Source organism: Cupriavidus sp. USMAHM13, from assembly GCF_001854285.1.
GTDB classification, from domain to species: Bacteria; Pseudomonadota; Gammaproteobacteria; order Burkholderiales; family Burkholderiaceae; genus Cupriavidus; species Cupriavidus malaysiensis.
The window spans coordinates 2,066,194-2,090,150 of the sequence record NZ_CP017751.1 but is presented as its reverse complement, the minus strand read 5'-3'; the positions used below and the strand labels follow the sequence as shown (position 1 = coordinate 2,090,150).

Annotated in this window: 18 protein-coding genes; 7 read left to right on the top strand and 11 right to left on the bottom strand. The window is 70.7% G+C overall.

Going from position 1 to position 23,957, the window contains the following annotated elements:
- Window positions 1–3: 3 nt before the first annotated feature.
- Complete coding sequence (locus BKK81_RS09210) at window positions 4–5,217, bottom strand: AAA family ATPase (protein WP_071012284.1); 5,214 nt, start codon at window positions 5,215–5,217, stop codon at window positions 4–6.
- Between the two features lie 220 nt (window positions 5,218–5,437).
- Between BKK81_RS09210 and BKK81_RS09205 the strand changes: the two genes are divergently transcribed.
- Complete coding sequence (locus BKK81_RS09205; RefSeq protein ID WP_071012283.1) at window positions 5,438–5,830, top strand: response regulator transcription factor; 393 nt, start codon at window positions 5,438–5,440, stop codon at window positions 5,828–5,830.
- Between the two features lie 19 nt (window positions 5,831–5,849).
- Here the strand turns inward: BKK81_RS09205 and BKK81_RS09200 are convergent, their stop codons facing one another.
- The 4 genes from BKK81_RS09200 to msrB form a co-directional block, all read right to left on the bottom strand.
- Complete coding sequence (locus tag BKK81_RS09200; protein ID WP_071012281.1) at window positions 5,850–6,776, bottom strand: AraC family transcriptional regulator; 927 nt, start codon at window positions 6,774–6,776, stop codon at window positions 5,850–5,852.
- Between the two features lie 172 nt (window positions 6,777–6,948).
- Window positions 6,949–7,689 carry a peptide-methionine (S)-S-oxide reductase MsrA gene (msrA, locus tag BKK81_RS09195; protein ID WP_071012280.1) on the bottom strand — a complete coding sequence of 247 codons (741 nt, stop codon included), beginning with the start codon at window positions 7,687–7,689 and terminating at the stop codon, window positions 6,949–6,951.
- 156 nt (window positions 7,690–7,845) lie between these two features.
- The gene (locus tag BKK81_RS09190; RefSeq protein ID WP_071012278.1) at window positions 7,846–9,714 is read right to left on the bottom strand and encodes a cytochrome c biogenesis protein DipZ; all 1,869 of its coding nucleotides are present in this window, start codon (window positions 9,712–9,714) and stop codon (window positions 7,846–7,848) included.
- Window positions 9,715–9,849: 135 nt separating this feature from the next.
- Window positions 9,850–10,371, bottom strand: a complete 522-nt coding sequence (msrB, locus tag BKK81_RS09185; RefSeq protein ID WP_071012277.1) for a peptide-methionine (R)-S-oxide reductase MsrB — start codon at window positions 10,369–10,371, stop codon at window positions 9,850–9,852.
- Window positions 10,372–10,581: 210 nt separating this feature from the next.
- Between msrB and BKK81_RS09180 the strand changes: the two genes are divergently transcribed.
- Entirely contained in the window at window positions 10,582–11,313 is a 732-nt protein-coding gene (locus BKK81_RS09180) for a response regulator transcription factor (RefSeq protein ID WP_071012275.1), read from the top strand.
- Window positions 11,310–12,806, top strand: coding sequence for a sensor histidine kinase (locus tag BKK81_RS09175; protein WP_071012274.1), 1,497 nt, complete (start codon window positions 11,310–11,312; stop codon window positions 12,804–12,806). The genes BKK81_RS09180 and BKK81_RS09175 overlap by 4 nt, the downstream gene beginning before the upstream one ends.
- Window positions 12,807–12,989: 183 nt before the next feature.
- Here BKK81_RS09175 and BKK81_RS09170 read toward each other — a convergent pair whose 3' ends face one another.
- The 5 genes from BKK81_RS09170 to gtdA form a co-directional block, all read right to left on the bottom strand.
- A complete protein-coding gene (locus BKK81_RS09170; RefSeq protein ID WP_071012272.1) occupies window positions 12,990–14,342 on the bottom strand; it encodes an MFS transporter in 1,353 nt (450 codons plus the stop codon).
- 145 nt (window positions 14,343–14,487) lie between these two features.
- Window positions 14,488–15,696 carry a 3-hydroxybenzoate 6-monooxygenase gene (locus tag BKK81_RS09165; protein WP_071012265.1) on the bottom strand — a complete coding sequence of 403 codons (1,209 nt, stop codon included), beginning with the start codon at window positions 15,694–15,696 and terminating at the stop codon, window positions 14,488–14,490.
- Between the two features lie 79 nt (window positions 15,697–15,775).
- Window positions 15,776–16,426 carry a maleylacetoacetate isomerase gene (gene maiA, locus BKK81_RS09160; RefSeq protein ID WP_071012263.1) on the bottom strand — a complete coding sequence of 217 codons (651 nt, stop codon included), beginning with the start codon at window positions 16,424–16,426 and terminating at the stop codon, window positions 15,776–15,778.
- A gap of 102 nt (window positions 16,427–16,528) precedes the next feature.
- Complete coding sequence (locus BKK81_RS09155; RefSeq protein WP_071012261.1) at window positions 16,529–17,227, bottom strand: fumarylacetoacetate hydrolase family protein; 699 nt, start codon at window positions 17,225–17,227, stop codon at window positions 16,529–16,531.
- Between the two features lie 139 nt (window positions 17,228–17,366).
- Complete coding sequence (gene gtdA / locus BKK81_RS09150) at window positions 17,367–18,350, bottom strand: gentisate 1,2-dioxygenase (protein ID WP_418235894.1); 984 nt, start codon at window positions 18,348–18,350, stop codon at window positions 17,367–17,369.
- A gap of 242 nt (window positions 18,351–18,592) precedes the next feature.
- Between gtdA and BKK81_RS09145 the strand changes: the two genes are divergently transcribed.
- Together BKK81_RS09145 and BKK81_RS35285 are read left to right on the top strand one after the other, a co-directional pair.
- Window positions 18,593–19,531 (top strand): LysR substrate-binding domain-containing protein, encoded by a 939-nt coding sequence (locus BKK81_RS09145; RefSeq protein ID WP_071012258.1) that lies wholly within the window; start codon window positions 18,593–18,595, stop codon window positions 19,529–19,531.
- 150 nt (window positions 19,532–19,681) lie between these two features.
- Window positions 19,682–20,290 (top strand): hypothetical protein, encoded by a 609-nt coding sequence (locus BKK81_RS35285; RefSeq protein WP_156811187.1) that lies wholly within the window; start codon window positions 19,682–19,684, stop codon window positions 20,288–20,290.
- Window positions 20,291–20,622: 332 nt separating this feature from the next.
- Here BKK81_RS35285 and BKK81_RS09130 read toward each other — a convergent pair whose 3' ends face one another.
- Entirely contained in the window at window positions 20,623–22,032 is a 1,410-nt protein-coding gene (locus BKK81_RS09130; protein WP_071012253.1) for a sigma-54-dependent transcriptional regulator, read from the bottom strand.
- A 586-nt stretch (window positions 22,033–22,618) separates the two neighbouring features.
- Here BKK81_RS09130 and BKK81_RS09125 point away from each other — a divergent pair.
- Window positions 22,619–22,981 carry a hypothetical protein gene (locus BKK81_RS09125; RefSeq protein WP_071012251.1) on the top strand — a complete coding sequence of 121 codons (363 nt, stop codon included), beginning with the start codon at window positions 22,619–22,621 and terminating at the stop codon, window positions 22,979–22,981.
- A gap of 268 nt (window positions 22,982–23,249) precedes the next feature.
- Complete coding sequence (locus BKK81_RS09120) at window positions 23,250–23,948, top strand: DUF4142 domain-containing protein (protein ID WP_071012250.1); 699 nt, start codon at window positions 23,250–23,252, stop codon at window positions 23,946–23,948.
- Window positions 23,949–23,957 lie beyond the last annotated feature (9 nt).

Genomic DNA, 23,957 nt, shown 5'->3' with positions numbered 1-23,957 from the left:
GCCTCAGGCGTCGGGCTGCCATGCAGGCAGCGTGAAGCTGAAGGCCGCGCCGCCCCCCGGCCCTGGCATGCCGTCGGGCCGGGCCGGGGACTCGGCCCAGATGCTGCCGCCATGCGCCGCCAGGATCGAGCGGCAGATCGACAGCCCCATGCCCAGGCCCTCCTTGCGCGTGGTATAGAAGGCGCCGAACAACTTGCCGATCTGGTCCGCCTCGATCCCCGGCCCGCTGTCTTCGACGCGCAGCCGCACCTTGCCATCGTCCTCGTGCCGCGCGAGGCAGACCAGCAATTCGTGCGCCCGCCCGGGGCACGAAGCCATCGACTGGATGGCATTGACCAACAGGTTGATGATCACCTGCTGCACCTGGATGCGGTCCCCCGCCACGTCGGGCAGGCCCGGCGCTTCGTGCCGCACGATGGCGATGCCGTGCGACTCGGCCTGGTGCCGCACCATCGCCAGGGTCTCGCCGACCAGCTCGCCCAGTGCGAAGGGTTGCCGGCGCACTTCGTCCTTGCGCGCCAGCGCGCGGATGCGGCGAATCACCTCGCTCGCGCGCAGGCCTTCGGCAATCATGCTCTCGACCGCCTGGCGCGCCTCGCCCAGCTCGGGCTGGGGCCGGTCGAGCCAGCGCAGGCAGGCGCCGCCGTAGGTGACGATGCCGGTCAGCGGCTGGTTGACCTCGTGCGCGATCGAGGCAGCCAGCTCGCCCAGCGTGGCCACCCGCGACGCGTGCGCGAGTTCCGCCTGCACCCGTTCGCGCTCCTGGTTCTCCCGCAACAGCTCGTCATAGAGCCGCGCGTTCTCCAGCGAGATGGCGGCCTGCGAGGCCAGCATGGGCAGCAGGCTGATGCGGCGCCCGCCGAACAGGCCGTCGGCCAGGTTGTTCTCCAGGTAGAGCAGCCCCACCAGTTCGCCTTGCTTGACCAGCGCCAGGCAGGCCACCGAGCGCACGCTGCGCGCCCGCACATCGGGATCCTGCCCGTAGCGCGCATGCGCCTTGGCATTGTCGAGGATCAGGTCCGCCCGCACGGCGAGCGCCGCCGCGACGATCGTGCGCGGGTACGGCACCTCTCCCGACGCTTCCCCCGGATCGAGTTCAACCGAAATGCCGGCCGGCTGCGTGGTCGCCAGCGCGGCCAGCCGCAAGCTGCCGCCCTGCCACAGGAACAGCAGTCCGCGCTGTGCGGCGGCATGCTCGAGCGTAGTGGTCAGCAGCGCCTCGATCAAGCGCTCGCGGCGCATCTCGCCGGCCAGCACCTGGGTGGCGCGGATGGCGGTGTCCAGGTCCAGCTGCGCGGCCGGCCCGATATAAGTGGCCGGCAGCTCGGCCGCGCCTGGCACGCTGTCGTGGGCCGCGCTGGCCAGGCCGGAGGCGGTGTTGTCCAAGGCGCGCAGCAGCGCCTCGAGCTTCGCCACCTGGCCTTGCGCGCCCCAGCGTCCGTAGGCATCGACCGCGCGGCGCAGATAGGCCAGTCCGACCGTGGACAAGGCCTGACCGAAACAGCAACGCGCGCACAACTCATAGGCCAACGCTTCCTCGTGCAGCAGGTCCTGCTCGCGCGCCAGCCGTGCGGCCTGTTCGTAGCCCCGCATCGCCTGCAGCACATCCCCGCCCAGGCGCGTCGCCTCGGCCGTGAGCAAGGCGGCACGCGCGCCGAAGTTGACCGGGCTCTGCCGCGCCCAGGCCTCGATGGGTTCCCGGTGCCGGGCCATGGCTGCCATCCGTCCGCTATCGGCGTCGCTTGCCGCGCGCCCGCCCTCCGGCGGCGCCCAGGCCAGCGCCAGTGCACTGAAGAAGTGATAGTCCGCGGCCTCGAGGAAGCCGCTCACCGTCCACAGCCACGGCTCGGCCCGTTCCACCGCTTCCAGCGCGCCGCGCCAGTCATCCAGCGCGAAACACGCCTGCAGCTTGCGGACCCAGTAGCAGCAGGCAGCCACCGCCAGGCGCCTGTCCGCGCCCAGGCGGGCCTCGATTGCCTGCGGCGCAGGCTCGCCGGGCAGAGGCGCCGTCCAGCACGGTGCGCGCCCGCGCAGCACCGCGATATAGCGCGATTGCGCGCCGAGGATATCGTTCACGCGGCCCAGCCGCTGCGCGTGCCCGAAGGCCAGGCCGGCGTTGACCTTGGCCTCCACGTCCGCCAGCGGCTCGGCACCGCTCAGCAACTGGGTCACGAGCCGGTGGCGGCTGTCCCCCGCCAGGTTGACGTCGCCGCTCCGCCTGGCCTCGTCGAAACTGTGTTCGATCAGTTCGCGCCCGCCCTGCAGCGGCTGGGTCCAGGGCAGCAGGAAGGCACCGAAGTGCATCCTGGCCTTGGCGCGCATGCGTCCCGTGCCCTCCCGCTCCGCCAGTTCCACGCCGAGCCGGCCCAGGCGGTAGCCCGACGGGTAGTCGCCCAGGCGCGGCCCGAAGGCCATGCCGAGGTGGACGTAGGCCATGCAGGACGCCTCATCATTGCCGTGCGACAGGCTGATCGATGCCATCCAGGCGGGAATCAGGTCACGCAGGTTGGCATCGAGGCAGGACGCCGGCGACATCATTTCCGTCAGCACGCTCATGGTGGCGCGCCAGGTCGCATCCTGCATGCGCGGCAGACGGGCGAGCGCTTCGAGCGGCCGCCCGCCGAGCAATTGCAGGAAGCGGCGATAGGCCTGCTCCACCTGCCAGTCGGCGCCCGGCAGGAACACCAGTCCCGCGCCGGCCACGAACTCCAGCCCGATCTCGGCTGCCCGGTCCGCCTGGTCCAGCGCCGTATGCACGGCCACACGCAGGCGCGTGATCTCGGCCAGCGACGAAACGTCGGGCGCCCTCCCGGCCAGCGGCTCCAGGATGGCGGCCGCGACAGCCGGCTGCCCGCTGGCGAACTCGCTCTCGGCGCGGCCCTGAGCCAGCGCCAACGCCAGCGCGGGCTCGCGCTCCCACGGCTGCGCGGGCAGGAAGCGCTCGCCGGCAGCGAAATAGGCGCTGGCCGATCGATAGTCGGTGGTGCGCAGCGCGCGCGCGCCGGCCTCCAGGATCAGGCGGGCCGCCGCGATGCGCTCCGCCTCGTCGGTGATGGCCGCCCCGCCCCGCCGGAACTGGTCGGCGGCGGCGAACAGCTTGTCGGCAGGCTCGCGCGCCAGCAGGCGTGCCAGCCGCAGATGCATCAGCGAGCGGCCGGACGCTTCCAGCGCTGCGTAAGCAGCCTCCTGCACGCGGTCGTGCGAGAACAGGAAGCCGTCCCCGGCCGGCACCAGCAGGCCCGCCGCCAGGGCGGGCGCCGCCACCGCCTCCAGGGCGGCACCGTCCTGCGCCGCCTCGCCCGCCGCTTGCGCGGCCTGCCAGGCCAGCCGCGCGGCCATTGGCGAGACGCTGCCGCCCAGGCAAGACAGGGCACCGAGCCATGTGCGCGCGGGCTGCGGCAGCTGACGCAGTTCCCGGCCCAGCAAGGCCGGCAGGTCGGCCTGCGCGGCGTCGGCGTCGAAGCCACCCGGCACCTCGCCCTCGGGAACGCCACCGCCCTCCGCCGGCAGCAGCTCGGCTCGCTGCAGGGCATAGAGGTAGCGCAGGAAGAACAGCGGGTTGCCCCCGGTCCGGCGTGCCACCAGCCGCGCGATCGCCTGCGCCCGGTCGCTGCCGCAGCCCAGCGTGCCGGCGACCAGCGCGGACAACGCCGCACCATCCAGCGCGTCGAGTGCCAGTTCGCCGCGCAGGCCCCCTTGGGCACGCAGTTCCGCCAGCCAGTGGCCGGGTACCGGATCGCCAAGCGCCTCACTGCGGCAGGAGCAGATCACCAGCAAGGGCTGGGCGGGTCCGCGGCGGGCCAGCGCGGCGAAGACCTCGAGGGAGCCCGCATCCATCCATTGCAGGTCGTCCAGCACCACGGTCAGGGGCGGCGCCACGGTGCCGAACACCGCCAGCAGGCGGCGCAGCCTTTGCGCGAAGCGCGCCGCGGTAAGGCCGGCGCGCGGCTCGCGGCCCGCCTGCGGAGGCAGCCAGGCGGCGAACGCCGGCACCACCTCGCTGAACGCGCCCAGGTCGTCGCCCAGTGCAGCCGCCATGGCCGCCGCCCAGCCCTGGCGCCGCGCCTGCGCCGAATCGCAGGACTGGCGCGCGAGGTCGGCACAGATTTCCGCCACCGCCGCCAGCGGAGTGCCGCCACGTTGCGGATGCGCCTTCGCCCGTGCCACCACGCCGCCGGCGGCTTCCTGTGCACGGCAGAAGGCGCCGATCAGCGCGGACTTGCCGATGCCCGCCCGCCCCGTCACCAGCACCGTGGACAGCGCCGGTGCCGGCACGCCCGGCGCCATCGCCGCGTGCTGCAGCCTGCGCAGGGCTTCGAGTTCGCGCCCGCGTCCGTACAGCCCGTACAGCCCGGCCGGGGCGGCGGTATCGCCATCGGCCTCGGCACAAGCCGGCAGCCCGCTGCCGCTGCGCCAGGCATTGCGGCAGGCCCTGAGATCGGCGAGCAGGGCATGCGCGCCGGCATGGCGCTCGGCCGGTGCCTTCGCCAGCAAGCGCATCACGATGGCCGACAGTTCCCAAGGGACGCCGGCCTGGCGCTCGGCGGGCGCCAGCGGCTGCCGGGCAAGATGACTGTGGACCCAGCCGACCGGCTCGTCGGCCTCCAGCGGCAGCACACCGGTCAGCATCTGGTAGAAGACCACGCCGAGCGCGTACAGGTCGGCGCGCGCGTCGACCGGCATGCCGCCCCGGCCCGCCCGCTCCGGCGCCATGTAGGCCAGCGTGCCGGCCAGCATCGGCGCCGCCGGCCGCGTGCGGATCGTGGCGGCGGCGCCCGCGATGCCGAAACCCGTGAGCCACGCCCGCTGCCGGTCCGGCGCCACCAGCAGGTGGGCCGGCTTGATATCCAGGTGCACCAGGCCGGCGTCGTGCATGGCCGCCAGGGCTTCGGTCACGGCGATGGCGATATCGAGGCAATCGGGCACAGGCAGCGGCCCGCCCATCGACAGGGCCAGCGGCATGCCGCCGGCATCGGCGGCGACCAGCGCGGGCCGGCCATCGAAGCGCGTCAGCGCAGCCGGCACCACCGCCCACTGCGGGCGCAGCACGGCTTGCAGTGAGTACTCGTGCTCGAAGCGGCGCTGTACCGCGCCGGCGTCCGCGGCCGCACCGGCCACGGCCAGCAGCACGGGCTCGCATCCCGGCGCGGTCCCGCGCAGGAAAGCGATTTCGCCATCCAGCAAGTAGCTGAGCCGGTAGTGATGCAAGGGATTCATCGGGGATTGGGAAATACGTGATATCGGCGCCGGGTACGCCACGTCCGGCGCGGCCCAGTATAGCCGCGGGCGCGGCCGGCATCCGCCCACGCCGCACAATACCTACGTATGATTCCACCTGCCCGGCGCCGGCGCTAGGCTGAGTCCAATGCGCGCAATGCGAGCGCCGGCGTCCGTGCGGCGGACTCCGGCCGCCCTCGCGACTAACAAGGAAGGCCACGTGACCGCAACCCCGGTGATCGCCATCGTGGACGACGACGTCTCCGTAAGACAAGCACTGGGGAGCCTGCTGCGCTCCTTCAACCTGGCCGTCGAGCTGTACGCGAGCGGCCCCGACCTGCTGCGCTCGCCCGGATTGGATGCCATCCGCTGCCTGGTCACGGATGTGCAGATGCCCGCGATGAGCGGCTTCGCGCTGCACGCCGAACTGCGCGCGCGCGGGCTCGACATCCCGGCGGTCTTCATGACGGCCTTCCCGGAAGCGCGTTACCGCGAGCGTGCGAAAGAGCTCGACGGTTGCGGCTTCCTCAGCAAACCCTTCCTCGATATCGACATGATCCGCTGCGTCGAGCAGGCACTCGCCCGTCAGCGCGGCGCCGGGCGCGCCGGCTGAAGTGCGCCCCCCGCCCCGCTCAGGCGCACACCTGACGGCGCCAGTTGCCCGGCGCCGCGCCGACCGTACGCGAAAACACGCGCGTGAAATGGCTCTGGTCGGCAAAGCCGCAGGCGACAGCCACCTGGGCCAGCGGCAGCCGGGAATCGCGCAGCAGCGCACAGGCATGTTCGAGCCGCTGCGCCATCAGCCATTGGTGAGGCGTCTGGCCGGTCGAGGCATGGAAGGCGCGCGTGAAATGGCTGCGCGACAAGCCGCAGGCATCCGCCACATCGGCGACCGACAGGTCACCGGCGATGTTGGCCGCCAGCATTTCCTTGGCCTTGGCCAGGCAGCGCGGCGCCAGGCGCCTGGCCGCAGCCGCCGCGGCAGCACCCGCCTCGCCGTAGCGCCCGAGCAGATGGGTGCCGACGGCCAGACCGAGCTGGTCGATGAACAGCCGCTGCGCGTGCGACGGCTGCTGCAGCGCGGGCACCAGCGCCCGCGCCAGATGAGCCAGCACCGGGTCGGGCTCGCCCGCCACGGCGCGCAGCCCGTGCAGCGAGGCCTGCCCCAGCTCGGTGCCGGTGCGCTCGATGAAGGGGCGCGGCAGTTCGATCAGGATGAAGTCGAAGCCGTTGTCGAAGTCTGCCTTGTAGTCCTCGCCCAGGCTGCGCACATAGACCGAGCCGGCGGCGAATTCGTGCGTCCGTCCGCGGCGGCCGTCGAAGATGCGGCGGCGGTGTCCCTCGCGCAAGGACACGCCGACGAGAAAACCGCGCGGCGCTGCCGGCATCACCACCTGGCTAGCCCCCTCGCCGGCCGTGCGCTTGCGGTGGAAGCGGACGTCGCTGCCCACCAGTTCCTGGTCGTCGGCGAGCTTGTCACCGGCGCAACCGAAGGCGTCGAGTGGACAGGATGTCGCGCCATTGCTATTGGCAGGGCTTGGGCTTGTGTCGATATGCATGGATCAGGGAGAGGCTCGCCGAGGAAAGCGCGCGCGGCTCGCCTGAGCATAGCAGGCGAATCGCCTCCCCGATACCGCGGCCATGTGTCCCGCGGCCATGTGTCCCGCGGCCGTGCGTCCCGCGGCCGCGCGTCGATGGCGTGCCTTGCCGCAGCGCGCGCCCCCCCCCCTTTCAGGCTCCCGGCACCCCTGACAGGACCGGCTCGGCGCGGTAGCGCTGCGGGAAGAACTGGCGCAGGGCCGCCACCTTGGGCAGGTCGTTGATGACGATGTACGGATAGGCCGGATGGCGCACCAGGAAATCCTGGTGGTAGGCCTCGGCCGGATAGAAGGCCTTGCCGTCCTCGATACGCGTGACGATCGGCGCGTGGAACACCTTGGCGCGTTCGAGCTGGGCGATATAGGCCTGCGCGATGCGGTGCTGCTCGGGCGTAGCGGGGAAGATCGCCGAACGGTACTGGGTGCCGTGGTCCGGCCCCTGGTAATCGAGCTCGGTGGGGTCGTGCGCCACCGCGAAAAAGATCTGCAGCAGTTGCCCGTAGCTGACCTGCGCCGGGTCATAGTCGATGCGCACCGACTCGGCATGGCCGGTGTCCCCGCCGCCGACCCGCTCATACCGGGCGGTGGCCGCGGCGCCGCCGGCATAGCCGGCCAGCACCCGCTTGACGCCCCGTACGTGCTCGAACACGCCCTGCACGCCCCAGAAGCAACCGCCGGCGAGCACCGCCGTGGCGTCGTGGGTGGCCCCGGCGGCCTCGTCGGCCGCCGGTGCAGGAAGGCGGCCCGCGCTCTCGGCGGGCAGCGCGACCTGTGCCAGGGCCAGGGCGCCGCCCGCCAGCACGGCGGCGCCGGCCAGCCTGGCCGCCAGCATGAAGCGGCGGCGCGGCCTGGAGGGATTCAGGATCTGGTTCATGGGAAACGCTCCTTCAGGTGATCTCTGGTGATCTCTGGTGATCTCTGGTGATCTCTGGTGATCTCTGGTGATCTCTGGTGATCTCTGGTGATCTCTGGTGATCTCTGGTGATCTCTGCTGTTATCAGGCAATCGCACGGGGATCGCGTATCGCGGCTCAGCCGAAAGTAAAGGCATAGGCCTCCACGCCGGCATCCAGGAACTCGATCGAGAAGGTGTGGTCCGCCACCGGGCCCTGCTGCCGCACCAGCTGGTAAAGGCGCTGCGCCGCCACCACGCCCTGTCCGTCCGCCGCCACGTCGGCACCGTGCGCCGCGCCCGGCGCCATGCCGTCGATGCGCACGCGGAAGCGCACCGGCCGCCCTTGCGGCCCGGGCCCCAGCACAAGGTGCAGGTCGCGCGCATGGAAGCGGTAGACGATGCGTCCATCGGGCTGCACCAGCCGTGCCTGTTCGGCGCCCACGCTCCAGTCGCCTTCCAGCCCCCACTGATTGAGCGCAGGCCGGGCCGGCGCCAGGTAGCGCTGGGCGCGGTCGCGCGCGGCGCCGCCGGGCGAGGCGAAGTGGTCGGCACGGGCATAGCCGACATAGGTCTCGGGCGAGCGCATGTCGCCACCGTCGGCGGCCGCCTGCACGCCTTGGGCGGGTGCCCCCTCCAGGCCCGGCGGCACCGCGGTGGCCTGCGGATGACCGGCCTCGGCCAGCAGTTGCTGGATCACGCGCTCCGATTGCGCGTACTCGCCTTCGCCGAAGTGATGGTGGCGGATACGCCCTTGCGCGTCGACGAAATAGTGCGCCGGCCAGTACTCGTTGCCGAAGGCGCGCCAGATGGCGTAGTCGTTGTCGACGGCAACCGGATAGTCGACGCCCAGCTCGCGTACCGCCTTCTTCACGTTGCCGAGATCGCGCTCGAAGGCAAATTCGGGTGCGTGCACCCCGATCACCACCAGCCCGAGGTCGCGGTACTTGTGCGCCCAGGCCTTGACGTAAGGCAGGGTGCGCAGGCAGTTGATGCAAGAGTAGGTCCAGAAATCGACCAGTACCACCTTGCCGCGCAGCGCCTGCGCGCTCAGCGGGGGCGAGTTCAGCCACTGCACCGCGCCGTCCAGCGCCGGCAGCATGCCTTCGACCGGCAGCGCCGCCGCGGGCTGGGCGGCCATGCGCAGCATCGCCGCGCCGCCGGCGGCACGCATCGCGTCGCCGGCGGCGCCGGCCTGTGCCGATGCGCGCATCATCCTGGCTCCGTCGACGTCGGCACCGCCGCCGGCGGCCGCGGCATGATCGGCACTGGCGGCGCGATCGCGCGCCCCCAGCACTGCCAGCAGGCGCGCCTCCAGGCCACTGGTGGCGACCGTCGACAGGCGTGTCAGCACCCCGGTATCGAGTCCGGAAGCGATTGCCGCCACCCCCGCCAGCATGGCGGCGCCGATGCCACGCCGGATCCACTCGCCAGCCCCCAGCGAGCGCTTCATCGCCGCGAACACCTTGCCGCCCAGCAGCAAGGCCACCGCCAGCGAGGTGGCCGCGCCCGCCGCATACGACGCCAGCAGCAGCGTCGTGCCGACGCTGGCGCCGTGCAGCGCCGCGCCTGTCAGCACCAGCCCGAGGATGGGCCCGGCGCACGGCGCCCACAGCAGGCCGGTGGCCACGCCCAGCAGCAGCGAGCCGCCGATGCCGGGCGGACGGTCGTCCCGCTGCGCGCGCGCCGACAGGCGGTTGCCCGCCCGCACCAGCGGCTGTGTCAGGTGCTCGGCCAGGCGCGGCAGCAGCAACGCCGCCCCGCACGCGGCCAGCAGCGCCAGCGCCACCCAGCGGCCGGCCTGGTTGGCCTGCGCCGCCCAGCCGCCACCGACCGCCGCCAGCGTGGCCACGCCGGCGAAGGTCAGCGCCATGCCGGCCAGCAGCGGCAAGCCGCTGCGCACGAAAGGCTGGTCGGCGCGCGCGAAGACGAAGGGCAGCACCGGCAGGATGCAGGGGCTGAGGATGGTGAGCGCGCCGCCCAGGTAGGCGAGCAAGGCTAGCAGCATGATGGGACTCCCGGTCGGATCGTCGGCGTCGTGAGGGTCATCAAGGTCATCAAGGTCACGAGGGTCATGAGGGTGATGAGGGTGATGAGGGTGATGAGGGTGATGAGGGTCTTGGCGGTGCAGCGATGGCGGCGCTCACACCGCCGCCGTGCGGAAGCGCATGGCCACGCCGTTCATGCAGTAGCGCAGCCCGGTCGGGCGCGGGCCGTCGTCGAACACATGGCCGAGGTGTCCACCGCAGCGCTGGCAATGCACTTCGGTGCGGATCATGCCGAAGGTGCTGTCGGTACGCGTGCCTACCGCATGCTCCAGCGGTGCCCAGAAACTCGGCCAGCCGGTATGGCTGTCGAACTTGGTGCGCGAGGAGAACAGGTCCAGCCCGCAGCCGGCGCAGGAGAACAGCCCGGCGCGGTGCTCGCCGTTGAGCGGGCTCGAGTAGGGGCGTTCGGTGCCCTCCTCCCGCAGCACCGCATACTGCTCGGTCGTCAGCAGGCGCCGCCACTCGGCATCGCTGTGCGTGACGGCGAAACCGGCCGCGGCCTGGGCAGGCGAACTGCCGGAGGCAGCGGCGGCCGCGCGAGCCGGCAGCCGCACGGCCGCCGCCAGCGCGGCAAGGGCGGCCGCGCCACCGGCCAGAAAGTGTCTGCGTGTTGCCATGATCGACTCCTGGAAAGAATGCTCCACCCCGCGCCACCGCTCGCCCCGGAACCCGGCGGGCCACGCCTGGCGGATGGGAATGCACGCAGCGTAGCGGCCGCCCCGTCCCGAAGTCCTCACGGAAAGTTAAATTTATTGTGATAACTCGGCGCCGGAAATCCTGCAGAATGGGGCCGCAACCTGCCAGCCTCCCGCCTCTCCCGCCCTGCCATGGAACAGCCCAGACGGATCCTGATCGTCGAAGACGACATCGACATCGCCAACGTGCTCAGCCTGCACCTGCGCGACGAGCGCTACACGGTGGTGCACAGCGCCGACGGCAACGAAGGACTGCGCCTGCTCGAGCAAGGCGGCTGGGACGCGCTGATCCTGGACCTGATGCTGCCCGGCGTCGACGGGCTGGAGATCTGCCGCCGCGCACGCGCGATGGCGCGCTACACGCCCATCATCATCACCAGCGCGCGTTCCGGCGAGGTGCACCGCATCCTCGGGCTGGAACTGGGCGCCGACGACTATCTCGCCAAGCCGTTCTCAGTGCTGGAACTGGTGGCGCGCGTCAAGGCGCTGCTGCGGCGCGTGGATGCCCTGGCCAGGGACTCGCGCATCGAGGCCGGCACCGTGGAGATCGGCGGCGTACGCATCGATCCGCTCACGCGCGAGGTCTCGGTCGACGGCACCCGCATCGAGCTGACGCCGCGCGAGTTCGACCTGCTGCACCACTTCGCGCGCCACCCCGGCAAGGCCTTCTCGCGCATGGACCTGCTCAATGCGGTGTGGGGCTACCAGCACGAGGGCTACGAGCACACGGTCAACACCCACATCAACCGGCTGCGCGCCAAGATCGAAGCCAATCCGGCCCAGCCGGCGCGCATCCTCACCGTATGGGGACGCGGCTACAAGTTCGTCGCGCCGGGCACGGACGACAGCGGGGAGACGCGATGAACCTGACCCTCTCGCAGCGGCTGTCGCTGGTTTTCTCGGTGCTGCTGCTGGCGTGCTGCGGCGCCTCGGCCTGGCTGCAGATCCGCTCCAGCGAGATGCATGAGAAAGAGGTCGTGCAGGACCTGTCGCGCGACATCGCCCGCCATATCGCGCAGAGCGCCTCGCTGATGGACGAGCACGGCCTGCGCCCGGACGCCGTGCGGCGCCTGTTCGGCCAGCTGATGGGCGTCAACCCCAGCACCGAGATCTACCTGCTCGACAATGAAGGCAATATCCGCGGCGATGACGCGCCGCCGGGACGGGTCAAGCGCACGCGCGTCGACCTGGAGCCGGTGCGCCGCTTCATCGCCGGCGAGCCGCTGCCCATCCTCGGCGACGATCCGCGCAGCGCCGACGCGCGCAAGGTGTTCAGCGCCGCGCCGCTGCAGCGCGGCGGACAGGCGCCCTCCGGCTACATCTACGTGGTCCTGCAGGGCGAGGCGCACGACCGCCTGGCCGCGCGCGTCGCCGCCAGCTCGGTGTTGCGCAACACCCTGTGGTCGATGGCCCTGGTCGCCCTGCTGGGCCTGGTGGCCGGCCTGATCGCCTTCGGCCTGATCACCCGTCCGCTGCGGCGGCTCGCCGAGGCCATGCGCCGCTTCGATGCCGACGGCACGCCCGACCTGCAGCCGCCCGTGGTGCCGCCCTCGCCGCCTTCACCGGCCGCCGCGCAGCGCAGCCGCGACGAGATCGCGCTGCTGGAGACCACCTTCGCCCAGATGGCCGGCCGCATCGGCGAGCAATGGCGCGCCCTCACCCGCCAGGACCGCCAGCGGCGCGAGCTGATCGCCAATATCTCGCACGACCTGCGCACGCCGCTGACCTCGCTGCATGGCTACCTGGAAACCCTGTCGCTGAAGGCGGAAACCCTGGACGTGGCAGAGCGCCGCCGCTATCTGGCCATCGCGCTGGCGCAGAGCACCAAGGTCGGCAAGCTGGCGCAGGAACTGTTCGAGCTGGCACGGCTGGAGTCCGGCCACGTGCAGCCGGCGCTGGAAGATATCGCGCTGGTCGACATCGTGCAGGACGTGTTCCAGAAATTCGAACTGGCCGCGCGCGCGCGGGAGATCGCGCTGCGCGCCGAGATCCCGCCCCAGGTGCCCACCGTGCGCGGCGACGTCGGCATGATCGAGCGGGTCCTGACCAACCTGCTCGACAACGCCGTGCGCCACACCCCCGCAGGCGGCGCCATCGAACTGGCGCTCGCCGCCGCCGGCGGCGGCGTCGAGGTGACGGTCGCCGACACCGGCCCCGGCATCCCGGCGGCGCTGCGCCAGGACCTGTTCCAGCGCTCGCTGAGCGCTGACGGCCGCCGCGGCGGCGGCGGGCTTGGCCTGATGATCGTGCACCGCATGCTGCAGCTGCACGGCAGCACGATCCGCCTGGTCGAGCGCGCCGGTCACGGCGCGGTGTTCGTCTTCACCCTGCCGGCGCGCCCGGCGGCGCAACCTTAGCAGCGGGTGGTCGAGCCGCGCTGGAGGTTCGACGCCCCGGGATGCGCACGCTTGGCGCCAGGCGGCCCCACCACACCGTCATGGGCGATGATGAATCTGACTCATTGCGTCGCCGCGACAAGGCGAGGTCAACTGCATGCACACGCTGGCAGAACACGCCATCGGCGCCGACCTGCCCAGCGCTCAGCGCTCGGCACCGGCCGGGGCCAGGCCGCCGGCACGCGCGCGCCGGCGGCTCAGCACGCCCATCAGCGTCAGCGCCGCCGCCGCGATCACAGCGGGCACCGCCAGCGAGCTGAAGATGGCCTGGAAGCCCAGGTTCATCGCCAGCATGCTGCCGCCCGCCATCGAGCCCAGCACCGAACCGCAACGGCCGACCGCGTTGGACCAGCTGACACCGGTGGCGCGGCTGCTGGTGGGGTAATAGGCCGCCGACAGCGCGTTGACGCCGACCTGCGAGCCGCTGACGCAGAAACCGACACCGAAGATGGCGGCGGCCAGCATCCCGGTGGAAGCGGCCGAGGTGGCGCACAGCAGGATGAAGCCGGCGGCGCACAGGTAGGACAGGCCGAGCACGCGGTAGGGATCGAAGCGGTCCATCAGCCGGCCCAGCGCGATGGCGCCGACCGTGCCGCCGACCTGGAACATGGTCGTGACCAGGGCCGCGCGCTGCAGCGGCACGCCGATATTGGCCAGCAAGGTCGGCGTCCAGCTCGACACCAGGTAGACGATCAGCAGGCTGGCGAAGAAGGTGGCCCACAGCAGCAGAGTGCCGCCCAGCATGCCGCCGCGGAACAGCTCGCGCACCGGGGAGGCCGCGCTGGCGGCATCGGGCACGAAGCGATGCGAATCCGGCAGGGCCGGGTCGAGCCGGCGCGCGATGGCCAGCACCTGCGCCTGCGGGCGCTGGCGCGCCACCAGGAAGCGCAGCGACTCGGGCAGGCGCAGCGCCAGCACCGGCACCAGCAGCAGCGGCAGGATGCCGCCGAGCGCCAGCACGCCGCGCCAGCCGACCACCGGCAGCAGTTGGGCCGAGGCCAGGCCGCCCAGCGCCGAGCCGATGGTGAAGCCGCAGAACATCAGCGTGACCAGGCCCGAGCGGCGCTGGCGCGGGCAGTACTCCGAGGTCAGCGTGATGGCGTTGGGCATGGCGCCGCCGAGGCCGAGGCCGGTCAGGAAGCGCAGCACCACCAGGGCCTGCAGGTCGGGCGCCAGCATCGAGGCCAGGCTGGCCAGGCCGAAGAAGGCGGTGGTGGCCACCAGCAGCGTCTTGCGCCCGAAGCGGTCCGCCAGCGGGCCGAACACCAGCGCGCCCGTCATCAGGCCGAACAGGCCGGCGCCGAACAAAGGCGCCATCGCCGCCGGGGCCACGTGCCACTCGGCACGGATGGCCGGCGCCAGGAAGCCGATGGCCGCGGTATCGAAGCCGTCGATGGCGACCACCAGGAAGCAGAGGATCAGCAAGGTCCGCTGGAAGGCGGTGAAGGGACGTGCATCGATGAACGCCTCGATGCGCGAAGGGGCATGGGTTGTCACGGTGTCTCCTGTTCGATCTTATGGTCTGGCGATGATCCGCCGCGCGTCCTGCCGGCCCGCTGTGGCGGGCCGTGCCGGATCGTCCTGGCAGCCGCCGGGGCGCCGCACGGCGCGGCGCCCCGGCAAGGGCTCCGGGTGAGGCGGTTCAGGTGGGAATGTCCTGCAGGCAGTCCTTGGCCTGCCAGCCGTGCAGCCACTGCAACGCGTCGTAGAACTGCTCCTGCGTGCGGCCGGTCCACAGCGAATTGCGCACCAGCCGGTCGACGCCCTTGGCGTGGTAGATACGGCCCATTTCGCGCGCCGAGTACAGCACGCGCGCGGTGCGCGGGATGCGCGCCGCCTCGTACAGCCGGAATGCGGCCGCGAAGTCGCCGCCGCATTCCCGCACCGCGGCGCCCAGCGTGACGGCATCTTCCAGGGCCTGGCAGGCGCCCTGGGCCAGGTACTGCGTCATCGGATGCGCAGCGTCGCCGAGCAGGGTGGCGCGGCCGAAGCTCCATTGCGGCACCGGATCGCGGTCCGCGGTGGCCCAGCGGCGCCAGGAAGTCGGGCGGTCCAGCATCTGGTGCGGCAGCGGATGGATGTCCTCGAAGTAGGACAGCACTTCCTCCTTGCTGCCGTCGCGCACGCCCCACGTCTCCTGCTCGCGGCTGTGGAAGGTGACGACCAGGTTGTACTGGCGCCCGCCGCGCAGCGGGTAGTGCACCAGGTGGCAATGCGGTCCGGCCCACACCACCGGCGCGTTGATCTGCAGGTCCTTCGGCATGTTCTCGACCTCGACCACCGCGCGGTAGACCACGTGGCCGGTCACGGTCGGCTCGTCGCCGATCAGTGCGGCGCGGATCGCCGACTTGACGCCGTCGCAGCCGATCACCGCGTCGGCCCGGTAGCGTTCGCCGTGCTGGTCGATCACGGTGACGCCGCCATCGTCCTGTTCGAGCGCCCCCACCTGCGTATTGGTGCGGAACTGGATCAGGGGGTTGTCCTGCACCGCTTCGAGGATCGACAGGTGGATGTCGGCGCGATGGATCACCGCGTACGGATTGCCGAAGCGCTCGCGATAGCGCGCGCCGGTCTCGATGCGCGCGACTTGCTTGGCGTTGGTGGCATCCATCAGCGTCAGCGAATCGGTGAAGACCGCGCGGTTGCGCGCGGCCTCGCCCGCGCCGAGCGCGTCGAGCGCGTTGAAGGCATTGGCGCCGAGCTGGATGCCGGCGCCGATCTCGCCGATCTGCGCGGCCTGCTCCAGCAGCAGCACCTGGACGTCCTCGCGCGCCAGCGCGAGTGCCGCGGCCAGGCCGCCGATGCCGCCGCCGACGACGATCACGCGGCGCGATGAGGTGGATGTGTTCATGCAATGTCTCCTGGACTGCCTGGTTCGTTCACGGCTCGCGGCACGCGGCGTGCGGCGCGCGGTTGCCGTCATGCCGTGTTCATGCCGTGTAGTCGGGCTGGCGCCGGGGTTCGGCCGCGGCGAAGGCGGGATGCTCGCTGGCGTGGCGGTACACCGCGAGGCTGCGTGGGAAGGCGTCCAGGTCGCAGCCCATGCGCAGGGCATTGGCGATCTGCGGCACCAGGCAGCAGTCCGCCAGCGTGGGCTGCGCGCCGAAGCACCACGGCCCGCCGTAGGCTTCGGCAGCCTGCGCCAGCAGGCGCTCGACGCCGGCCATGCCCTCGGCGATCCAGTGCCGGTACCAGGCGTCCTTCTGCTCCGGCGTGACCTTCAGCACGTCCTGCAGGTACTTCAGGATACGCAGGTTGTTGACCGGATGGATATCGCAGCCGATCAGGGTGGACAGCTCCAGCACGCGCGCCCGCAGGCCGGCGTCGGCCGGGAGCAGGCGCGGCTCGGGATAGCGCGCGTCCAGCCAGTCGATGATCGCCAGCGACTGCCCCAGGTGGAAATCGCCGTCCACGATGGCAGGCACCGAGGCGGAGGGGTTGACCTGGTTCACATACTGCTTGTCACGATGTCCGCCCGTGCGGATGTTGACGCCCAGATACTCGTGTTCGACGCCCTTGAGCCGCAGCGCGATGCGCACGCGGTACGAGGTCGAACTGTTGAAGAAGCTGTAAAGCTGCACGGTGGATTTCCTTGCGGGTACGTCGAATGCATGGGAGGCGAGGAAGGCACCGCAGCATCGCCGCCTCAGCGGTCGGCCGTGCTGCGGCGCCCGGTCCGCGTCTCAGACGATCTTCACGTTCAGTTCGCCCAGGCGCTCGACACCGACCCGGATGGTGTCGCCGGCCTTGACCGCGCCGACCCCTTCCGGCGTGCCGGTGAAGATCACGTCGCCCGGCTCGAGGCGGAAGAACTTCGACAGGTAGGCCACGGTTTCGGCCACCGACCAGATCAGGTGCGACACGTCGCTCTTCTGCCGGGTCTCGCCGTTCACATCCAGCCACACGCCGGCCTGCTCGAAATGGCCGACCACGCTGGCCGGATGGATGGGGCCGAGCGGGGCGGACAGGTCGAAGGCCTTGCCGATCTCCCACGGACGGCCCATCTCGCGCATCTTCATCTGCAGGTCGCGGCGCGTCATGTCGAGGCCGACCGCATAGCCCCACACGTAGTCGAGCGCCTGTGCCTCCGGGATATCCGCGCCGCTCTTGCCGATCACCGCCACCAGCTCGGCTTCATAGTGGTAGTTCTGCGTCTGCGCCGGGTACGGCAGCGCGAGCGTCTCGCCGTAGGCGACCGGCACGATGGCGTTGTCGGGCTTGCAGAAGAAGAACGGCGGCTCGCGATCGGGGTCGAAGCCCATCTCGCGGGCGTGGGCGGCGTAGTTGCGGCCGACACAGTAGACGCGGCGGACCGCGAACTGGTCATCGCTGCCGGCGACGGGGATGGCGACCGGTGCTTCGGGCGGGAAAACGAATGCCATGATATGGACTCTTTCAGTCGGGTTGCTGGAGGCGAGCGCCGGCCACGGCCCTGGCCGTGGCGCAGGAGCTCGCTGTGTGTCGGATCGGAGAAAAAGTACTGCCGCGGCAGGCCCGCGTGGGCGCGGGGCCGCCGGGGCGTCAGTCGCGCGCTTCGCGCAGCAGGTTCAGCGCCGCCAGCACGGGCCGGTCCGAATAGCTGAACAGCACCGCGTCGCTGTCGGCCTCGAGCCGCACCGGCTGCCACGACGGCGCGACGAAGACGTCGTGCGGATCGAAGGCGAAGGTGTGCGCGCCGATGCTGGCCCGGCCCTGCCCTTCCACCACGCAGTAGACGGTGGAATCCGTGCTGCGGTAGCTCCTGCCATGGAAGCCCTTGGGCAGGAACTGCATGAAGGTGGCCATGGTGGGCATCGGCCAGCCACCGGTGGTCGGGTTCACGTAGCGCAGCTTGACCCCGTCCCACTGGTCGAGGTCGCCGTGGCGGTAGAGCGTATCGAGCGCTTCGCGGCTGCGGGCATACGGATAGCTGAAGACCGGCGAGGTCGGGTCGGTGCTGGCATGGCGCACCGGCATCATGTTGTGGCCGAAGCGCGCGAAGCTGTCGCCCTCCGGCCGCGTGACCGGCTGCATGGCCTCCGGATAGTTCTCGGCGAAGCCGGCGTCGAGCTGGCGCAGCAGGGGAATATCGAGGCCGTCCAGCCACACCACCGGCTCGCCGCCCTCGTCCACCGAAGGATTGCCGTGGTCATGCCAGGTCCACGACGGTGTGATGATGAAGTCGCCGGGATGCATGGTGGTGCGCTCGCCGTCGACGGCGGTCCAGGCCCCCTTGCCCTCGACGATGAAACGCAGCGCCGACTGGGTGTGCCGGTGGCTGGGCGCGACCTCGCCCGGCAGGATCAGCTGCAGGCCGCCATACAGGTTGGGGGTCAGGCTCGACTTGCCGGGCAGGCCGGGATTCTCCAGCACGAGGACACGGCGGATCGCCTCCTCCGCGCTGATCACGCGCCCCGCCTCCATCACCAGTTCGCGCAACTGCGCGTACTTCCAGATGGCGGGCACCGCCTGCGGCTGCGGCGCCTTCGGCACCAGGCTGTGCAGCGATTCCCACAGCGGCGACATGCTATGGCGCGCGATGTGCTCGTAGTAGGCTGCGCGGGCGGACGCTTGCGCGGAGTCGGACATACGGGTCTCCTGTCTCTCTTGATGGCCCGGCGCGAAGGCCGGTGCGGCTGCGGGCCGCATGGCCCGGACCGCTTCGTTCGTGATCGGGATGGCTGTATTTATAGGGCGGCGAGCTATACCATGTAAAATCACGAATTCTTCTCATCCATACGATTTATCGTATATCTGGACGAACGCAGATGACCACCGACTGGACCCACCGCCTGCGGCTGCGCCATCTGCAGATGCTGCTCTCCGTCGGCCAGACCGGCAACCTGAGCCAGTCCGCCGAGGCGCTCAATACGACACAGCCGGCCCTCTCCAAATGGTTGAAGGACCTGGAAGAGGACATCGGCCTGCCGCTGTTCGAGCGGCACGCGCGCGGCCTGCGCCCCACCCCCTACGGCATGGCGCTGATCGAGCATGCCAGGCGCATCGAAGGCCATCTCGACAGCGCGCGCGACGACATGCTGGCGCTGCGCGATGGCGGCAGCGGACTGGTATCGATCGGCACCTCGGGCGTCTCGGCCGCCGACACCGTGCCGATGGCGGTGGCCCGCCTGGTGCGGCAGATGCCGCGCGCGCAGGTGCGCCTGGTCGAGAGCACCATGAACCAGCTGATGCCTGCGCTGGTGCGCGGCGAGATCGACGTGGTGGTGGGCCGTGCCGCCAACGCCCAGCTCGACCCGGGGCTGGAGACCGAAACGCTGTATCGCGATCCGGTCAACTTCGTGGTGGGCCTGCAGCATCCGCTGGCGCAGCGCACCGCGGTCGACTGGAACGACCTGTTCCGCTACCCGTGGATCGTGTGGCCGCCGGGCACGCCGGTGCGCACCGCGCTGGAATCGGCGCTGGCCAGCGCCGGGCAGGCCATGCCGCAGCATTGCGTCGAGTCCAATTCGGCCATGCTGAATGTCACGCTGCTCAACCAGGCGGACCTGATCGGCGTCGCCTCGCACCGCGCCGCGGCGCGCTTCGAGCGCCTGAACGTGCTGCGCGTGCTGGCCATGCCGATGCCACTCGGCAGTTCCGGCGCGGTGGCGATGTACTGGCGGCCGGACAGCGTCAGCCGCCAGGCCGTGGCGCTGGCGCTCGACTGCCTGCGGGCCAGCGCCAATCCGGCGGCGGAAGCGGGCTAGTGTCCTCAATCACAGCTTGGTTGATGAAGCCAGCCCTAAGCCCGTCGATGGGCCGCGCGATGCCTCGCCACGAAGGCGCGCAAGGCTCCGGCCTGGCTGCGTCAGCGCATTGCCGCCCGGTCGTCATCCGCCTCGCTGGGCCGCGCCATCATGTCGTTCAAGGCCGGGATCAGCTTGCGCGGTTCGCGCGGCGCGCGACGGCACCGCCAGCATTCCACCCCGGCGCACGCGCAGCCGTCATACCAGGCATGCGCAATGGTCGGCTTGCGCGCGCCAGAACTGCCCATGCCCGACCGCGAACAACACAAGGAGCCGAAGCTTGACGGCATCAGCCAGAGACCAGGCGCGTGCGCGCGCCAGCACCCTTGCCCGGACCGCATGCCGATGCGCCCGCTGATCCTGGCCTGCCTGGCCGTGAGCGCCGGCTGGATCCTCACGCCCGCGGCTGCCATCCTGGCGCGCCACCAGGCCGGCCCCTGGCCGGCCATCGCCGCGATGCTCGGCCTGCTCACCCTCCTTGGATCCGGCTGGCTCGTCGTACGGCTGCTGCGCACCGGCGCCCCGCCCCCGCTCAGCGCCGACGAACGCGCACTGCTCGCCGCCGCCTTGCGGCTGCCGGATGTCCTGCGGCAGGTCGACGGCAGGCTGGTCAACGACCACGGCAAGCGCGGGCGCGAAGCGGCGGAACAAGCGTTGGTGGAACTGGTGCGCCTGGCGCAGCAGGCAAGGGACGGCGCAAGCGAGCGCGCGGCGCGGTGAGCGTGGCGGGCGCTGCCACAAGAAGGCGGCCGCCTGCGACCGGCCTCGCGCGCGGCGCATGCACGGATTCGACCGTGCTGGCGAGCCGGGCCTCCGGCTGCCGGCGCATGCTGGATCGCAAGGGCGTGCGCACCATGGTCGCACCCGTAAGCTCACGATATCCTGGCCCACTGAATCCCAGGGTTCGGTCGGTGCCTGCCATGCCATGCGGGCGCATCGCATCGCTGCAAAGGCTCGCCATCGCGCGATGGCTGTGCTCCGCGCCTGGCGCTGATTCCCGCAGGCCATGTCTTTCACCTCCCCATTCAATGATTCAGCAATGATTCAGCGGACTAGCTGTCCGCCCCGCGCCGGGCACAGCCCTCCTGCAGCCAGGACGGCAGCTCGCCGCGCGCCCGGTAGTACTCCAGGCGGTTGTAAAGCGTCTTGAGGCTGACCCCGAGCATGCTGGCCGTATGGTTCTTCACGCCTTTGCAGGCCGCCAGGGTGGCAAAGATCAATTGCATCTCCGCCTCGGCAATCGAGCACCCGATGCGAAAGGAGACCGTGGAGCGATCGCGGGGCGACGGCGCGGCGCAAGGGGGAGGCAGCGTGATCTCATCCACGACGTCACGGTCCGCCATGATGTAGGCACGTTGCACGACATTGCGCAGCTCCCTGACGTTGCCGGGCCAGGCATGGCGGCGCAGGGCGTCCAGCGCGGCGCTACCGAACCGCCTGTGGCTGCCATAGCGGCTGTTGAGCTGCTCCAGCACCGCCTCCGCAAGCATCACCACATCGTCGCCGCGCTCGCGCAGCGGCGGCATCATGATGGGGAAGACGCTCAACCGATGGAACAGGTCGGCACGCAGTCTGTTCTCCGCGATGGCTTGGCAGGGATCCCGGTTCGTCGCGGAAATGATGCGAACGTTCGCGCGGTACTCCTGCTGCCCGCCCACTCGCATATAGGTGCCGGACTCCAGCGTGCGCAGCAGCTTGACCTGCAGCTCGGCCGGCATTTCGGTGATCTCATCCAGGAACAGGGTTCCTCCCTCTGCCTGGGCGAAGTAGCCATCATGCCGCCGATTCGCACCGGTAAAGCTCCCCCGCTCGTGGCCGAAGAACTCACTCTCCAGCAGCAGCGGCGAAATGGCAGCGCAATTGACCGCCAGGAACGGCGCGCCGCGCTGCAGCGAGAGCTCGTGCAAGGTCCGGGCGACCAATTCCTTGCCGGTGCCGCTCTCTCCGATCAGCAGCACGCTGACATCGGTCGGCGCGACGCGGCGCATGGTTTCGTACATGCGCAGCATGGCTTCCGAGGTGCCCACCATGGAGCCGAAGCCCGCCTGCTCCGCCTGCCACGCCTGCTCCGGCGCGGCCGCCGGACTGTCTGCGCATCGCGCCGGCCGCGGCTTGCCGGCAATCCTGGCGAGCAGTGTCCGCAGGTAGCACAGGTCGATCGGCTTGACCAGGTAGTCAGCCACGCCGAAACGCATGGCATCGATCGCCGTCTCGACATCCGCGTAGCCGGTGGTGACGATGACGTCGGCGCACGCCCTGTCGATCTTGGAGATGAGTTCGAGCCCGCTGCCATCGGGAAGCTGCAGATCCGCCAACAACGCGTCCGGCATCTTCCGCTCGATGTGCACAGCCGCGTCGCGCAATGACCCAGTGCTGGCGACGGAGAGCCCTTCGTCCGTCACAACCTGCTCGAGCACCTCGCGCGTCGCTTCGTCGTCGTCCACGATCAGGACATGAGCCATCGAATGAGCCATCGCTATCACCCCATTTACCGGGCCACCTGGCCCGGACGTCGGCAATACAGAACCGCCTGGGGAAACCCTGGCTGTGCGCCTTCGTTGCCACGGATGGGAAACATGGGCTTTCGGCCCGGTGTGTAATCTTTACTGGGAAGCTTAGGAAATTTTCCTGCCGAAGACTGTCCGCCTGTGTCCGACGCTCCGTCGCCCTGCATGCTCCTTTCGTTTCCTCTTTCGTTTCCTCTTTCGTTTCCTCTCAGGAGATCGGCACACCGCGGGGGCATCACCGGTGATGCGGGGCGGAGATCCCGGCCGCTCGACGCGAGGCTGAACGCCTCATTTGGCTGGACAGCGTCCGGCGAGGATATTCAAGGAAGCCACCGCACGCGCGACCGCGTGGCTGCCTGTTCCCTGCACCGGCAACGATCCGGAGCGGAATGCGGGGGGAGGCGATCGGCGGCTCCAAGCCGCAGGCATTTGGCGGCCCCCCGCCGCCGGCTATCGACGCGGCCTGCCGGCAATACGAAGAACAGGCACGTGATATGCAGCCCCCCCTTTCATCGGCGACTCCCGCGCAGAGGAGGATCTCATGCAACGCAAACCTGCCTTCGCCAGCCTGCTGGCTATCGGTCTCTGCACCATGATCGCCGGCGCGGGCGCCCAGAGCCTGGTGCCGATGGCCGCACCGGCCTTCTCCTTGGTCGACCGCGATGCGCATCCGGGTGACCCCGCCAGCGCGATCCCATGCGGCGACTACGCCAGCGCAGCGGCCCGCCCCTGGGAAAGCCTGGAGCACAGCGGCGCGCCGAATCGCGGCGCGAATGGACTGCGCGGCCAGGATCCCCGCAAGGTCCCCCCCTATTCCACCTGGGAGCCCGGCATGGCCCTGCACGGAGCCGCCGCCAGGACCGCCGGTGGCGCCGGCGCGGACACCGGGGCATCGGAACAGTGATCACCTTGCCCCACCGACCTTTCCCTGTTGACCGAGATCGAGGAGCGGATGACGAGCCTCCCGTCCCGCGTCCGACTCTCCGGCTGCGCCGCCCTGTGCGCCATCGCGGCGGGCGCTTGTCGCCACGAAGCGGACGCATGGACGCGAGCCGCCGGCCGGAGAAGAAGCCCGCTGGACACAGCGCTCCCGCGAAGGCCCCAGCACCTCCCGGCGCGCCGGCTCCGACTGACCGATCTCCCGTCCCACGCTGGAGCCGAGGAGTCTCCCCATGCTTCGCAAGACCATCGTCCCCATCTCTCTACGCTCTCTACGCGCCCTGCTCGTGCTGTGCGCCGTGACGCCGCCGCTATGCCTCGCCCCGGCGGGCGCCGGCGAGCGGCTGGCGCAGGATACTGCCCGGCCGCCAGCGGCCGCCGATCCCTCCGCCCCCACGCCGCCGCAGACCGCGCCGCCGGACACCTTCGGCGGCCTGCCCGACGATCATCAGCACCGCCCCGGCGGCAGGAGTCCGCCCGACACCGCCCTGACGACCAATGACCTGCGCTTCCTCGACGAAGCCGTGCTCTCACTCCAGCTGCAGCGCGTGGCAGCACGGCTCGCACGGAATCGGGCACGCGATGCCGGCCTGAAGGAACTGAGCGCGCGCACGGAGCGCAGCTATACGCAGGCTCAGGCCGAACTGGAGGCACTGGCCAAGGCAGCGGGCGTCGAACCGGTGGAACGGATTCCCGAAGCGGCGGAAGCCGCGCGGCTGCGCACCGTACCGCCCGATAAGTTCGACGGCATCTACCTGCAGACCGTCTGCATCGAAGCACAAGCCCAATACCTGACCCTGCTGCGCGACCAGGCTTCGCGCGGCCGCACTCCTGGCCTGCGCGCCTACGCCGCGCGCTGGCGGCCGCGCGTACTGGAACTGCTGGAGGCCGCAGGCGCCGTCAAGCGCCGCCTCGGTGCAGGCGAAGCCTAGTCGGCTGCC